This is a genomic window from Nonomuraea sp. NPDC049028 (genome assembly GCF_043197735.1).
In the GTDB taxonomy this organism is placed as follows: Bacteria; Actinomycetota; Actinomycetes; order Streptosporangiales; family Streptosporangiaceae; genus Nonomuraea.
Genome location: NZ_JBICTR010000006.1, coordinates 654,334 through 670,213 on the forward strand (window position 1 = coordinate 654,334; position 15,880 = coordinate 670,213).

Sequence of the window (15,880 nt, forward strand, 5' to 3'; positions counted from 1 at the left end):
GGACGCGGTGCGCGTCCGCTTTCGCGGACGCGCACCGGTCATGCCGTGGGGCTATCGGGCCGCGTTCAACGCGTCGACGATGCCCGAGCCGTAGAAGCCGTTACGCGACCTGCCGCCCTCGCAGGTGTGCGTGGCCGTCGTCGTCGTACCGTCCGGCAGGATCCGGGTGTAGGTGAATGCCCGCGGCTCCGGGCACGGGGTCTTGGTGGCGGTCGCCTTCAGCGCCGCCTCCACCGCGTCCGGGTTCATGGTCAGGCCGCCGTGAGCGCGGTCGCGGTGGCCGAACCGGCTGACGATCAGCGCCGCCACGCCCGCGGCCCGCGGCGAGGCCATCGAGGTGCCCTGCAGGTAGGTGTAGTACCCGCAGACCGAGCCGCGGCAGTCGCGCACCACGGACGGGGTGTTCGGCGTGCCGTCGGGGTTGAGCTGCCCGTTCTCCACGGCCAGCGACTTCGGATAGGCCGCCAGCGTCGCCCTGGTCACGTCACGCGTGTTGGCCGGGTTGTCGTAGGCGTCGCCGCCGGGCGAGGCCACGTCCACGTAGCCGTTGCCGTAGTCGGAGTAGTACGCCTTGCGCTTGCTGATGCCGGTGGACGAGACCGCGATCACGTGGTTGCCCTCGCTGGGCATGGACACGCAGCTCGGCGGGATCGTCCGGTCGTACGGCGCCTCGCCGGGCACGCTGGCGAAGTCGGGGCTGGAGCCGTCGACGAGCTCCTTGGTGTAGTCGGTGCCGCCGTTGCCCGCCGCGGACACCAGCGTCACGCCCCTGTCGTGGGCGTAGTTCAGCGCCCGCTGGGTCGCCTTGATGATGGTGGCCTGCTCCACGCGGTCGGCGGGGGAGTCGGCCGGGTTGTCCACGCAGTTGAACAGCCACGGGTCGATGTAGTAGCTCATGTTGACCACGTCAATGCCGTGGTCGCCCGCGTACGTCAGCCCGTCCACACTCGGCTGCAGGAAGAAGAAGCCGGAGTCCTGGCCGACCCGGAGGTTGACGATGGACACCTTGGGCGCCACACCGGACACGCCGAGCCGGTTGATGGGCGAGGCGATGGAGGAGGCCACGTGCGTGCCGTGCTCGTTCTCGTCCACGTCCGCGGGGTCGGTGCAGGAGTGGTCCGGCTCGTCCTCGCAGGGCCCGTCGACCGGCTCGCCGTTGGCGTCGACCGGGATGTCGACCGTGAAGTTACGGCTCAGAGCCCGATTGAAATTGGGTGCTATATCCGGGTGCGAGGCGTCCACGCCAGTGTCCAGGATGCCGACCAGCACTCCCGGGTCGCCCTGCTCGTAGCGGTAGGAGCCGTCGGCGGTGGCGTGGATCTGCTTCATGTCCCACTGCAGCTCCGACAGCGGCTCGGCCGTCGGTCCCGGCTTGCCGAATGTGGTGGCGGCCGGGGCGCCGTCAGCGGCTTTCTCCACGGCGTCGCCGGCCTTGCGCGCCTTGGCGGCGGAGCGGGCGGCGGACGGGACCGTTCCGATGGAGCGGTTGTGCGCCACGCCCTCGATCGAGGCGTTCGCGGCGACGGCGCCGGCGAAGCCCGTGTCGGTGGTGGAGACGGTGGCCACGCCGACCGCGGTGTTCTCCTTGACCACCGTGCCGCCGGCCGCCTGGACGGCCTTGCGGGCGACGTCCGGCCGTACCCCTTCCTTGTATAAGACGATGTATTCGGTTGCTGAGGCGGTTGCGGTCCGGACTGCCTGGGCGGGGCTGACCATAGCGGTCGCCACGAGGGTGCAGGCAGCCAGGACGATGACACGCTTCACGCGTACCTCCGGGCGTAGTTGGATATGTCCACCAATCTGGGCATGTTTCCCGGCTACGTCCATAGGTCCCGCCTACCTCATAAGGTGTGCTCGATGAGGCATATCGCGTTCGAGCGCCTGCACAACTTCCGGGACCTGGGCGGTTACCGCACCCGCGACGGTCGTACGGTGCGCTGGAGGCGCCTGTACCGTTCCGATTCCCTGGCCAAGCTCGAGGGCGAGGACTGGCGGCGCTTTCTCGACCTGGGCGTGCTTACGGTGATCGACCTGCGCTACCCGTGGGAGATAGCCGCCAGGGGCCGCGTACCGGACAGCGACGGCCTGACCTACCACAACCTCAGCATCGAGCATCAGCCCTACGACCAGGCCGAGCTGGGCGCGGACATCGACACCGCCCGCTTCCTCGCCGACCGGTACGCCGAGGTCGCGCTGGACGGCGTCGAGGAGTTGGGGCAGGCACTGAAGGTGATCGCCGCCGAGGAGAGCGCTCCGCTCGTCATGCACTGCGCCTCGGGCAAGGACCGTACCGGGTTGCTGGCCGCGCTGGTGCTGTCCCTGCTGGGGGTGGACGAGGAGACCATCGTCGAGGACTTCGCCCTCACCGAACTGGCCACCGAACGGCTGGTCGCCGACTGGCGGGCGGCCCATCCGGACCGGACGCTGAAGTGGCCGGGCTACGGCCGCGCGCCGGGCGAGATCATGCGGCTCTGCCTGGCGGACCTGGCGGCCGGCCATGGCTCCGTACGGGACTACGCGGCCGACCGGCTCGGCGCCGACGACGAGCTGATCACGGCGTTGCGCGAGCAGTACCTGATGCCGCCCACGACCTGATACGGTCTCGTTCATGGTCTACATGTACGTCCGTCTTCGGACTGTCTGAGACGGTGTGTCGCGCCGATCCCTCTGTGATCGGCGGTTGAGGCGATCCCGCTACTAGCCGTTGCGGCGCGGATTCCGCGCGCCACGTTTCGCCCGACCAGACCCGTCACCATCACACCCGCTGGTTGACGCCCAGAGCCGCGTTCCGGCTTCGGCGCTCTGCCACCGCGTCCGCGATCGCCTTTGTGATCCCGTGGGCGATCACCTCACCGGCGGGCATGTCCACCACCCTTTCATCAGCGGCTCAACGCGCCGTGCCGACAGCACGCGTGTTCGCCGCGCCTCAATGCGATCGGACTGATCCACGTGCCATCCATCTCAACCAGCCCGTCAAGCCCTCGACCCGCCGCCCCCACGTTCGTGCTGGTCCACGGTTCCGGCTCCAGCTCCTTCATGTGGGCCCCCGTCCAGCGTGAACTCGCGCTGCTCGGCCACCGTAGCTTCGCCGTCGACCTGCCGGGGCACGGCCTCGACGCGCAATATCCGGTCGCCTACCAGGCCCCGCAAGACCTCTCCGCCTGGGCGGACGAGCCGTCGACCCTGGCCGGGGTCACCCTGCGGGACAACGTCGACATGGTCGTCGACGTCGTCCGCCGCGTGGCCGCACACGGGCCGGTGGTGCTGGTGGGTGCCAGCCTCGGCGGGACGACCATCAGCGGGGTGGGCAACACGGTGCCCGATCTGGTCGATCGGCTCGTGTACATCTCCGCGTGGTCCTGCGTGGACATGGCCAACCCCATCGAGTACATGCAGCGGCCCGAGTTCGGCGCCAACCTGCTGGCCCCCCTGGCCGCGTTGAACGTCGGGGACCCGGCTCAACTCGGTGTCGGCCGGGCCAACTACCGCACCGCCGACCCGGCCCTGCTCGCCGGCCTGAAGGCGGCGATCATGGCGGACGCCACCGACCAGCAGTTCCGGGCCTTCCTCAACATCCTGCAGCCGGACGAGTCCATCGCGGTGATGATGTCCGATGCCCGCGTCCACGCCGACACCTGGGGCACGATCGCCCGCAGCTACATCCGTCTCACGGGCGATCTGTCGCTTCCGATCGCGATGCAGGACAGGCTGATCGCCGAGGCGGACGCGCTTACTCCCGACAATCCCTACGACGTTCACACCCTGGACACGACGCATGTCGGGTTCCTGTTCAGAGCGGCGGAGGTGGCCGCCATCCTCGACGAACTCTCTGTCTAGCGACTGGGCGGAGGCTTGGGCTGGTCGCCGACTGGCGGGCGGCCCAAGCCCCATACCACGGCAATAGGGGCAAACTGGCTTATCCCCGGACGGCGTCGGCGCGCCTACCGTGACAGCACCCCCACTGTCCGAGGAGACCCGATGCACAAACCCCTGCGTCTCGCGCTCTCTCTCATCCTCACCGTCGCGTTCTTACTGGCCGCCTCGCCCGCACAGGCCGCGCCCCTGCTCAGGACCCTCCGGTACGACGCCGGCCGCGCGGCCGAGTTCCGCGGCGCGGTCGACCAGGCCGCGCAGATCTGGAACTCCAGTGTCACGAACGTCCGCCTCGTCGCAGGAACCCCCGCCGACTTCGTCGTCGTCGCCGACAACGGCTGGCCCCGGACCCTGCCCACGAGCCTGGGCCGGGGCACCATCTGGATGGGCAGGGAGGCCACCTCACAGGGCTACAACCCCGTGCGCATCGCGGCTCACGAGATCGGCCACATCTTAGGCCTGCCCGACCGGCGCACCGGCCTCTGCTCCGACCTGATGTCCGGCTCCAGCGCTCCGGTGAGCTGCACGAACGCGAATCCGAGCGCGGCCGAACGGGCCCAGGTGGATCGTAACTTCGCCGGCGCTACCCCGCAGGTCGAGTTCGGCCGAGTGCTCGTGGACCGCTGAACCGGTCAATGGTCACCGACCCGACCTGACCGGGTAGAGCGACAACACCGGATCTACACGGTATCTACACGATCTGAACGGGCTTACTACCGGTCACCGCCACTCTTGATCTCGGCCGCCAGAAGAGTCTGGCGGCCGACGTCAACGGGGAGCCGGTGGGAGCGCGGTGTTGAGAACTCGTTGGGCCCTTGCGGCGGTGTCAGCGATGGCGGCCATGACCTTGTCATGCCTCGCCGTCCCTTCCTGGGGTGCGGCTCCCGGAAGGGGAGCGCGGGCCGCCGGTCCTGAGCCCCAGGTGACCGAGGCCGAAGCGGCGCGGACTGCCAGGAAGTCGGGGCAGCCGGTGGAGGTCCTCGGCCTGCGCGGCGAGAGACGTGAGGTGCGGGCGCAACCACAGGGCGGGTTCGTCGCGGTCGAGCACCTGAAACCGGTCCGTACCTTGAAGGACGGCACGTGGGTCGGCATCGACACCACCCTGCGGAGGGATCCCGACGGGTCCATCCGGCCCGCGGCCACCACTGTCGATCTGCGGCTATCGGGCGGCGGCGACGCGCCCATGCTGTCGATGACCCGAGCGGGCCGCCGGATGTCGCTGTCGTGGCCCGGCCGCCTGCCCGCACCCGAACTCGACGGTGACACCGCGGTGTACCGGGGCGTGTTCGGGCCCGACGTCGACCTGCGGGTCCGGGCCACCGCGGACGGCGCGTCCCATGTGCTGGTGGTGAAGACGCCGGAAGCGGCGCGCGATCCCCGGCTGGCCAAGCTCCAGTTCGGGTTGTCGGCGCCGGACCTGCGGCTGGCGGCGGACACGCGAGGCGACCAATCGGCACTCGACCCGGTGACGGGCGCCGAGGTGTTCAGGGCGCCGCCGCCGAAGATGTGGGACTCGAGCGAGCCCGCCGGGGCATTGGCCGCCTCGGCGACGCCCGGGAACGGAGGGCTGCGCAGGCCGTCGGCGGCGGCGCCGGGGGACACCTCACGCGTCGCGGTGATGAAGACGAGCGCCGACGCCGGGCGCATGACGCTCGAGCCGGACCAGGGGCTGCTCACCTCTCCGGACGCGAAGTTCCCGATCTACATCGACCCCATGTGGTACGCGCCCGACCAGTCCGCCAACCTGATGGTCTCCAGCGGAGGCTGGGAGGACTACACCTTCACCGAAGAGGGCATGGGGCGCTGCCCCATCAGCCTGCCCCCGGCCGGCGCCTACTGCGGCAGTTCCCATGTCAAGCGGCTGTTCTACCGGATGCCGACCAGCCGTTTGGCGGGCAAGCAGATCCTGTCGGCGGAGTTCTCGGTCAAGGAGACCTGGGCGCCGTCCTGCGACGGGCGATCGGTGCACATCTACCGGACCACCGCGTTCGGCAAGAACTCGACCTGGAATTCGACCTCCGACAACTGGGCGGACTACCTCACCTACCGGGACGTCGCCAAGGGCCATTCGAGCAGCTGCCCGGCGGGCGATGTGGTCTTCAACGTGGAGCCGGCCGTCAAGGAGGCCGCCAAGAAGGGCTGGTCGAGCACAACGTTCGGCCTGCGGGCCGGGCACGAGGACGACGAGTACGGCTGGAAGCGGTTCGACGGGGACGCGACTCTACGCGTGTACTACAACAGCACCCCGCCGCAGCCGCAGATGAAGCAGCTGCACTCCAGCCCCGGCGGACCCTGCCCGGCCTACGGCCACACCACGCCGGTGAACCGGCTGCCGATGCTGTACGCCGACAACCTCACCGACCCCGACAACAGCGGCGCCGAGGGGGAGAAGCTCAACGCCGAGTTCCTGGTGTCGTGGAAGGACGCCGCCGGCACCGAGCACCAGTGGCGCACCACCACCCCCAAGAAGCAGTCGGCCAACGGCTCGCACCGTTCGTCGTTCTCGGCGCAGGTGCCTTCGGGCCTGATCCCGGTGAACACGGACTTCAACTACCAGGTGCGCGCCTACGACGGCGTGGCGTGGAGCCCGTGGAGCTCGGGCGGCGCCGCCACCAACTGCTACCTGCGCTACGACCCCACGGCGCCCCGCACCCCCGTGGTCGGCTCGCCCGAGTACCCGGAGCTGAACCCCGACGACCCGGACGTGAGCGCGCGCGACGGCGTCGGCCGCTACGGGTCGTTCACGATCACCTTCGACCCCGAGGTGACCAAGTACGCCTACGCGCTCAACACCACCCCCGCCCCCGCCTCGGCGGTCAGCCGCGCCGCCAACCCGCAGACGGTCAGGGTGGTCCCGACGCATCCCGGCGTCAACACCCTGTACATCACCGTGTGGGACGCGGCGGGGAACTTCTCGGTCGGCGACTACCGGTTCTGGGTGAGCGAGGGCGCCCCGGAGAAGACACGATGGAAACTGGACGAACCCGCCGGCTCCACCACGCTCACAGGTGAGACCCCGGGGATCGCGGCCCGGTCCGGCGCCGGGGCCACCCTCGGCGCGGAGGGCAAGGCCGGCAACGGACTCAGCCTCGACGGCTACGCCGGTGGCTACGCCGCCACCGACCTCGCCGTCGCCGACACCGCGCAGAGCTTCACCGTCTCGGCATGGGTCCGGCTGCGCAAGAACGACGCCTTCTACAACGTTCTGGCGCAGGACGCGTCCGTTCAGAGCGGTTTCCAGCTCGGCGTGAATCCCGCCCCCAGTTCATGGGTGTTCAAGACCCCGGCGAACGACGTGAAGGGCGCAAGCGGTCCGTGGACGGGGGCGATCGCGCCCACGCCGCCGGAGCTGAACGTCTGGACCCACCTGACCGGCGTGTACGACGCGCCCGCCAAGATGCTCCGGCTGTACGTCAACGGCACCAAGGCGGCCGAGACCCCGGTCACCTCCGTACTCGATGCCAGGGGCGCGTTCCAGATCGGGCGCAGCCTGTACGACGGCGGGTACGCGAACAACTGGCCGGGCGACGTCGACGAGGTCGAGGTGTTCGCCGAGGCCCTGTCCGACGCCGACGCGGCGAGCCTGGCCGCCGGTTCCACACCGGACGGCCGGAAGCTCGCGGCGCACTGGCGGCTGGAGGAGCCGGCGGGCAACGAGCGGGTCTACGGCGAGGGCGGCGGCCCCCTCTCCGCCACCGTGCGGGGCAGCGCCACTCTCGCGGTCCCCGGCCAGATCGGCACGGCCATGCAGCTCACCGGGCCCGGAGCGTACGCCTCCACCGCGGGCCCGGTGCTGAACACGACCGGCAACTTCGCCATCGCGGCCTGGGTGAAGCTGCCGACCACCGCCGCCACGGACATGACGATCGTCAGCCAGGACGGCGCCAACCAGAGCGGCTTCTATCTCAAGTACCGGGCCGCCAACAAGAAGTGGGCGTTCATGCGGACGGCGGCCGACGTCACGGCGCCGACGACGCTCACCGCGTATTCGGCCGCCACGGCGACACTCGGCCAGTGGACTCACCTGGTCGGGATCCAGGACGTCGTGGCCGGGAAACTCCGGATCTACGTCAACGGCGTCGAGAGCGGCTCCAACGACCTTCCACCGGTGTGGCAGGCCGGAGGCGGGCTGCAGATCGGCCGGTCCAAGTGGAACGGGGCAGCGGTCGACTATGTGACGGGCGCGATCGACGACGTGCGGGTCTACGACCGGATCGTCTCGGTCGAGGAGGCGCAGGACCTGTTCGCCGTCAAGTCCGACATCTTCGGCCGCTGGCGGCTCAACACCGCGACCGGCACCCCGGCGACCAGCCCCGACTCCGCGCCGGTGGCCGTCAAGCACCCGGTCACGCTGGCCGGCGCCGCGAAGATCACCACCGATCCCGCCCTGGCCGTCGTGACCCCGCCCGACGGCCAGGTGGCCGGAGCGCTCGACCTTCCCGGCGGCGACGGGGACTACGCCGCGGCCGACGGGGCGGTGGTGGACAGCGCCGAGAGCTTCACGGTGTCGGCGTGGGTGCAGACGGCGGGCACTCCCACCAGGTCCATGACCGTGCTCGGCCTCGCCGGCGCCACCAACAGCGCCGTGGCGGTGCGCTACGACGCGGCCAAGGGCTGCTACGTCCTGGACGTACCCAGCGTGGACGGGGCGGGCGCGACCACCGCGACGGTGGAGCACTCCAGCTTCCACCAGGGCGGCTTCGGCGACTGGGACCACCTGGCGGTCGTCTACGACGGCTTCAACAGCCGGATCACGCTGTACGTCAACGGCGTGCGGGAGGACGCCGCCGAGGCCCCGACGGTGTCGTACCGCGAGAACACCCGGGTCTTCGCGCCCATCACCTCAGTTCAACTCGGGCGGGCCAGAACCGGCGGCGCCTATCCAACGGGCCAGAACTGGCGCGGCCAGCTGGACGACGTCTGGGTGCTGCGCGGCGCGGCCACCGAGGAAGAGGTCGCCTACCTGGCCAACCCGACCGAGATCGACGAGCTCTAGCCGTGGAGGAAGTTGTGCGTAGCGGCAATGGCATGAAGCGCCGGCGGCGTTCTCCGCGCCTGGTCGCGACCGTGACGGCGCTCCTCGTTTGTGCGGGGCTGCTGGCGGCGGTGCCCGTCGAGGCTCCGCCGGTGGCGGCGGACGCCGCACGGCTGCTGCCCAAGCCGGCGGACCCCGACAAGACGGTGGCCGGGCACGAGGTGAAGGTCAAACCGCGCAAATTGGACGCGTCCGTGGCCCACCCGGCGCCCTCCGCCACCGTGACGTGGCCGAAGGCGGGGGTCGCCGAGGTCTCCCTGCCCGCCGCCGCGCCCGGCCTCCATAAGTCGGCCTCCACGGCTGCCACGAAGGCGGGCACACTCCCGGTCTGGGTCGGTGCCGTCTCACCCGCCGGTGCCGCCACCGCCCCGTCCGCCACCGCCCCGTCCGCCACCGCCCCGTCCGCCACCGCCTTGTCCGCCACCCCGGGCAAGGTGCGGGTGCGGATGCTGGACCGCGCGACAGGGCGGCGGGCCGGCGTCGACGGGGTGGTGTTCTCCGTCGAGCAGGCCGGTGCCGCGCCGATCCCCGGGAAGATGGCCGTGCGCCTGGACTACTCCGGGTTCGCCCGCGCGTACGGCGCCTCCTACGGCTCCCGCCTGCGGCTGGTACGGCTGCCCGCCTGCGCGCTCACCACCCCGGACGCCGCCGGCTGCCGGACGGCGACCCCGGTGGCCTCGGCCAACGACACCGAGCACCAGACCGTGAGCGCGGAGGTGACCACCGCGTCGGCGGACGGCGCGGCGACGGTGCTGGCCGCCGCGGCGGCGCCCTCCAGCGGCAAGGGCGACTACAAGGCGACGTCGCTGTCGGCGTCGGCGACGTGGGGTGTCGGCCCTCAGTCCGGCGACTTCACCTGGTCGTACCCGATGCGGGTGCCGCCGGTGCCGGGCGGGCTGGCCCCGGAGGTCGGCCTGTCGTACTCCTCCTCGTCCATCGACGGCCGGACCTCCAACACCAACACCCAGCCGTCCTGGGCAGGCGACGGGTTCGACCTGTGGCCCGGTTACATCGAGCGGCGCTACAAGTCCTGCAAGGACGACGGCGTGCCGAAGAACACCACGCTCGACCTCTACCCCGGCGATCTGTGCTGGGGTTACGACAACGCCACGATGACGCTGAACGGCAAGGGCGGCGAGCTCATCCCCGCGGGCGGCGACAAGTGGCGGATGAAGAACGACGACGGCACCCGCATCGAGAAGCTGACCAGCGCCTCCCTCGACAACGGCGACAACGACGGGGAGTACTGGAAGGTCACCACCCCCGACGGCACCCAATACTTCTTCGGCCTGAACACGCTGGCCCTGGAGAACCCGCAGACCCAGTCGGCCTGGACCGTGCCGGTGTTCGGCGACGACGACGGCGAGCCGTGCCACAAGTCCGAGTTCAAGGACTCCTGGTGCCGGCAGGCGTGGCGGTGGAACCTCGACAAGGTCGTCGACCGAGACGGCAACGCCATCACCTACTTCTACAAGCAGGAGACGAACCACTACGGCCGCGACCTCAAGGCCGAGGACGAGACGTCGTACGTACGCGGCGGCTACCTCGACCACATCGACTACGGCCTGCGCTCCGACAACCTGTTCCCGGGCAAGGCTCCGGCACGGGTCAGCTTCGAGTCCTCCGAGCGGTGCCTGCGCTCCGCGGACGCCGACTGCGCGGTGGACAAGATCAAGGACCACCCGGAGTACTGGGAGGACGTGCCCTGGGACCTGCACTGCGACTCCGGACAGGAGTGCAAGGAGGACCACGGCAACCTCTCGCCCACGTTCTGGACCCGTAAACGACTGACCATGGTCAAGACCCAGGTCCTCAAGGCGGACGGCAGCGACTACCGCCCGGTGGACTACTGGGAGCTGAAGCACGCGTGGGGGATGGCCGACGTCGACCGGCAGTTGCTGCTGACGTCCATCGTCCACACCGGTCTCGCCGGACCGGACCCGGTCGAGCTGCCCCCCGTGTCGTTCGTCTACACGCAGAAGCCGAACCGGGTGGACAAGCTCGGCGACGACCTCGGCCCGTTCGTGAAGGACCGGCTCGGCACGGTGTACAACGAGTTCGGCGGGGTCCTCGACATCAAGTACTCCGACGCGGACTGCACCACGAGCGACCTGCCGACCCCGCAGACCAACCGCCGTCGCTGCTTCCCCACGTACTGGACGAAGACCGACGGCGAGAGCGAGAACCCGACTCTCGACTGGTTCCACAAGTACGTGGTGACCGAGGCCGTCCAGACCGATCTGACCGGCGGGTCGCCGGACATGGTCACCAGGTACGACTACGGCGTCGGGCACCCCGCCTGGCACTTCGACGACGACGACGGCCTCACGCCCGAGAAGTACAAGACGTGGTCACAGTGGCATGGCTACGACAAGGTACGGGTGATCAGCGCGGCCACCAGCGGCGCGCCCGGCCAGGTCGACCACTGGTACTTCCAGGGCATGGACGGCGACCGCCTGAACACCTCCGGCGGCGAGAAGGACGTCAAGGTCTCCGACGACGAGGGAGGCAGCTATCCCGACCACGAGTCCCTGCAGGGATTCGAGGTCCGCACCGTGACCTACGACAAGGCCGGCGGCAGTGTCGTGTCCAAGAGCGTCTCTTCGCCGTGGCACGCCCAGACCGCCTCCCGCACCCGCTCGTGGGGAACCGTCACCGCCAACCTGATCGGCACCAAGACCACCCGGAAGCTGACCGCGCTCGACGACGGGAGCTGGCGGGAGACCAAGGCCACCACCAACACCTTCGACACCACGACGGGCGCGCCGACGCAGGTCGACGACTTCGGCGACGTCACCACCGACGCCGACAACCGATGCACCACCACGACGCTTGCGGCGCAGAACACCACCGATTGGCTGGTCGGCTTCCCGGCGCAGGTACGGACGGTGGCGGCGTCCTGCGGTCAGTCCGTGGACCTCAGCAAGCAGCTCATCTCCGACGGGCGCACCTACTACGACGGCGGGGCCTTCGGAGCGGCACCGACCAAGGGGCAGGTCACGGCGACCGACAAGGTCGCGGCCACCGGCACCACCAGCACCGTCGTGCGCTATGTGCCGGCCGCCAAGACCGCCTACGACGCCTACGGCAGGCCGAAGGCCGTGACAGTGGTCGACAACACCACGGCCACCCCCGTCGAGCGCACGACGACCACCGTCTACACCGAGAGCGGCGGCCTGACCACCAGGGCGACGGTCACGGGCCCGCCGGTCAAGAGCGGGGACACCGGCTCGGCGATGACCACGATCACCGAGCTCGATCCCGCCTGGGGGAGTGCACTCAAGTCCACCGACGAGGGCGACAAGACGACGGTCTTCTCCTACGACGCCCTCGGCCGGGTGAGCAGGGTGTGGGCGCCGGGCCGCGACACCGACCAGCTCCCGAACCGGCAGTTCGGCTACCAGACGGTGGCCGGCCAGATCACGGCGATCTACACCAAGGAGCTCAACAACGACGGCGGCCAGGACACCGCGTACGAGCTGATGGACGGCTGGCTGCGGTCCCGCCAGACCCAGCAGCCCGGCCCGGACGGCGGCCGCCTGATCAGCGACACCTTCTACAACGCCCAGGGCAGCGTGGACCGGACCTACGCCACGTACTACGCCGACGACGCCCCCGGCGCGTCCCTGTTCGGCGTGGACACCCCGGGCCAGGTGGAGAGCCAGACCGCCTACACCTACGACGGGCTCGGCCGCGTCGTCGCCGAACGGCTGCTCGCGGGCAACAGCGACGCCGGGGAGAAGTGGCGCACCACCTACGCCTACGGCGGCGACTGGACGACCGTCACCCCGCCCGCCGGCGGTATCCCCACGACCACGGTGGTCGACGCTCTCGGCAGAAAGGTCGAGGTCCGCCAGCACAAGCCGGGCGGCTACGACTCGACCTCCTACAGCTACACCCCCAGGGGGCAGTTGGCGTCGATCAAGGGGTACGGCGGCCACACCTGGACCTACGACTACGACCTGCGCGGTCGCCAGATCCAGGTGTCCGACCCCGACAAGGGTGTCACGAAGTACGCCTACGACGACCTCGACCAGGCCGTCCAGGCCGAGGACGCGCGCGGCAAGAAGATCGGCACCACCTACGACCCGATCGGCCGCCAGACCGCCCGGTACGACACGACGAGCGGCAGCCCCGGCACCAAGCTCGCCGAGTGGACCTACGACACGGTACGCAAGGGACAGCCGACCGCCTCCATCCGATACGAGAACGGCGCCGTCTACACCGAGGCGGTCAACTTCTACGACAACCAGAACCGGCCCACCCGCACGACCGTGACCCTGTCCGGCCTCCCCGCGGCCGAGTCAGCGCTCGCGCCGTCGGCCGGCTACCAGTTCAACACCGTCTACAACCTCGACGGCAGCGTGCAGTCGGTCAGCAGCCCGGCGGTCGGCGGGCTGCCGGCCGAGGTGGTCGCCACCACGTATGACGAGCTCAGCCGTGCGGTGAAGCTGACGAGCAACCTGGCGACGTACGTCATCGGGAGCGACTACAGCAAGACCAGCAAGCTGCTGGGCAGGCGGCTGTCCACCGGAGGCAAGCAGGTCGACCAGACCTACGGGTACGAGTTCGGCACCCAGCGGCTGAAGACCAGCACCACGGTCCACGCCGGCATGCCGGGCGTCGACCGCGACGCCACCTACGACTACGACGACGCGGGCGACATCACGCGGATCACCGACGTCTCCCGCGACGGCACCGACAACCAGTGCTTCCGCTACGACCACCTGAGGCGGCTCACCGACGCCTGGACCCAGGCGACCGACGGCTGCACGACCGATCCCGGCTCGGCGAGCCTGGGCGGCCCCGCGCCGTACCGGACCGCGTACACCTTCGACGCCTCCGGCAACCGCGCCACCGAGACGCAGTACGACACCTCCAACAAGCTCGGCACCACGCGCACCTATGCCTACGCGGGTGGCACCGGCGTCGGTACCTCGTACAAGGGGCACCAACTCGCCACCGTCACCACCCAGACCGGGACAGGTGGGCGCACCGACAGCTACGCCTACGACGCCACCGGCAACACCACCCGGCGGACGACAGCCGCCGGCGACCAGACGCTCTCCTGGGACGTCGAAGGCCATCTCACCAAGGTCGCCGACGCGGGCACCGGGGAGACCAACTTCGGCTACGACTCGGACGGCGACCGGCTGATCCGCCGCGACCCGACCGGGACCACGGTCTACCTCCCAGGGCTCGAGGTGCGCCTCAACAAGGGAGCCACGACCACCCAGGCCACCCGCTACTACAGCCACGACGACGTGACCATCGCCATGCGCACCACCGCGGGGGTCACCTTCCTGTCGCCCGACCACCAGGGCACCGGGGAGGTGGCGATCGACGCGACGACCGGCGGGTTGAGCAAGCGGCGCTACACCCCGTTCGGCCAGCCACGCGGCATCGCCGCCGGCGTCTGGCCGGGGGAGAGGGGCTTCGTCGGCGGCACCGTCGACTCCAGCACATCCCTCACCCACCTCGGTGCTCGTGAGTACGACGCGGACATCGGCCGCTTCATCTCCGTCGACCCGCTGTTCAACCTCGGCTACCCGCAGAGCTGGGACGGCTACTCCTACGCGAACCAGACCCCCGTCACGCAGAGCGACCCCGACGGCCTCGACGGCCCGCTCCGCGGCAATCCGAACTGCTACTACGCCAACAAGGGATGCCCGCACTCGAACCCCGGAGGAGGCAACAACACCTCTGGCGGCAGCAGCGGTGGTGGCGGTGGTGGCCATAGCGGTGGTGGTGGTGGCGGTGGTGGCAACTGGTTCGTCAAGTACGTCCTCAAGCCGGCCTGGAACGGCTATGTAGGCGCTGAGATGTGGGGCTTGCAGAACCCTGTGATGAACCCCCTTTCCGGTCTCTTCAATCTGCCCGGAGCCGAAGACAAAATCGCGGGCTGGGTAGGAGCGGACACTCACTCCAACTGGTACAAGGCCGGCAAACTTGCGCCAGACATCGCCCTTGCCGTGATCAGCGTCGCAAGCCTGGCCAAATCCGCGATAAAGCTCGGGCTTGCCGGGCTGACCAGATACGCCGCGGCGAGGGCAGCGGGCATGGCGGGCCGCGAGATCGCCGGGGAGGTCCTCCGGAAAGGGGCGACCTCCGCCGCTCGCGGCGCGGGCAGGATCCGATCGGGCATAAAAGCCGCCGCCAGGGCGATCGGCCGAGGCTGTAAAGGCAACAGCTTCGTCCCCGGCACGAAGGTATTGATGGCGGACGGATCCGCCAAGCCGATCGAGCGTGTCGAGGTCGGCGATTGGGTCCTCGCCACTGACCCGGGCACCGGCGGTACACAAGCGAAACAGGTCACCGCTTTGATCGTCGGTGAGGGCGTCAAGCACCTCGTCAAGATCACCGTGGACATCGACGGCGACCGAGGCGATCGCACCGGTAGCGTCACCGCGACCGAAGGCCATCCGTTCTGGCTGGACGACCTGCGCGAGTGGCGTGACGCGGACCAGCTGCGGCCGGGCATGTGGCTCCGCACCAGTGCCGGCACCCACGTCCAGATCACCGCCGTCCAGAAGTGGACCGCCACCGAACGCGTTCACAACCTCACCGTCAACGACGCCCACACGTACCATGTGGTAGCTCGGAACACCCCGGTACTGGTACACAATGCGAACGGCTGGGAAGTACCAGACGATTACGTCATCGTTCGTGGCGGACAAAGCCCGATGCCAGGAACGGGAGAAGTGTTCTCAGGTTCGATGGGACAGTCGGTCGAAGAAGCAGGTGCCGGCGTTCCTCATGGAAGCCTTAGGGCAACCACCGCCGGCGACATCCGCGCCGCTGGAGGTACGGTCACCTACGCTCCCGAGCCGACCGCCAGCGGTGCGACGAACTACAATCACGTGAATGTCACGGTCGGTGAGGGAAATCCGTTCGGCGATGTGCAGCAAAATCCGGTTCCCAAGAAGGGCCGCTTGGCTCCTGAGGCCCTTGGGAAGCCTCGTTGCTGAAGGG

6 protein-coding genes are annotated in these 15,880 nt (G+C 69.6%); 5 read left to right on the top strand and 1 reads right to left on the bottom strand.

All coding sequences use genetic code 11. From position 1 onward, the window contains the following. Positions 1-51: 51 nt before the first annotated feature. Positions 52-1,764 carry a S8 family serine peptidase gene (locus ACGFJ2_RS26370; RefSeq protein WP_393472433.1) on the bottom strand — a complete coding sequence of 571 codons (1,713 nt, stop codon included), beginning with the start codon at positions 1,762-1,764 and terminating at the stop codon, positions 52-54. 93 nt (positions 1,765-1,857) lie between these two features. On the opposite strand from ACGFJ2_RS26370, the gene ACGFJ2_RS26375 reads away from it, so the two are divergent. The 5 genes from ACGFJ2_RS26375 (at position 1,858) to ACGFJ2_RS26395 (ending at position 15,876) form a co-directional block, all read left to right on the top strand. Next, complete coding sequence (locus ACGFJ2_RS26375) at positions 1,858-2,595, top strand: tyrosine-protein phosphatase (protein ID WP_393472436.1); 738 nt, start codon at positions 1,858-1,860, stop codon at positions 2,593-2,595. Positions 2,596-2,949: 354 nt separating this feature from the next. Further along, positions 2,950-3,837 carry an alpha/beta fold hydrolase gene (locus ACGFJ2_RS26380; protein ID WP_393472439.1) on the top strand — a complete coding sequence of 296 codons (888 nt, stop codon included), beginning with the start codon at positions 2,950-2,952 and terminating at the stop codon, positions 3,835-3,837. Positions 3,838-3,978: 141 nt separating this feature from the next. Further along, positions 3,979-4,500 (top strand): snapalysin family zinc-dependent metalloprotease, encoded by a 522-nt coding sequence (locus tag ACGFJ2_RS26385; protein WP_393472442.1) that lies wholly within the window; start codon positions 3,979-3,981, stop codon positions 4,498-4,500. A gap of 295 nt (positions 4,501-4,795) precedes the next feature. After that, complete coding sequence (locus tag ACGFJ2_RS26390) at positions 4,796-8,869, top strand: LamG-like jellyroll fold domain-containing protein (RefSeq protein WP_393472445.1); 4,074 nt, start codon at positions 4,796-4,798, stop codon at positions 8,867-8,869. A gap of 14 nt (positions 8,870-8,883) precedes the next feature. Then, complete coding sequence (locus ACGFJ2_RS26395) at positions 8,884-15,876, top strand: polymorphic toxin-type HINT domain-containing protein (protein WP_393472448.1); 6,993 nt, start codon at positions 8,884-8,886, stop codon at positions 15,874-15,876. Positions 15,877-15,880 lie beyond the last annotated feature (4 nt).

Excerpts from the sequence above, each read along its gene's own strand:
- ACGFJ2_RS26375 (WP_393472436.1), top strand. The coding sequence starts at position 1,858 with ATGAGGCATATCGCGTTCGAGCGCCTGCACAACTTCCGGGACCTGGGC.
- ACGFJ2_RS26385 (WP_393472442.1), top strand. The coding sequence starts at position 3,979 with ATGCACAAACCCCTGCGTCTCGCGCTCTCTCTCATCCTCACCGTCGCG.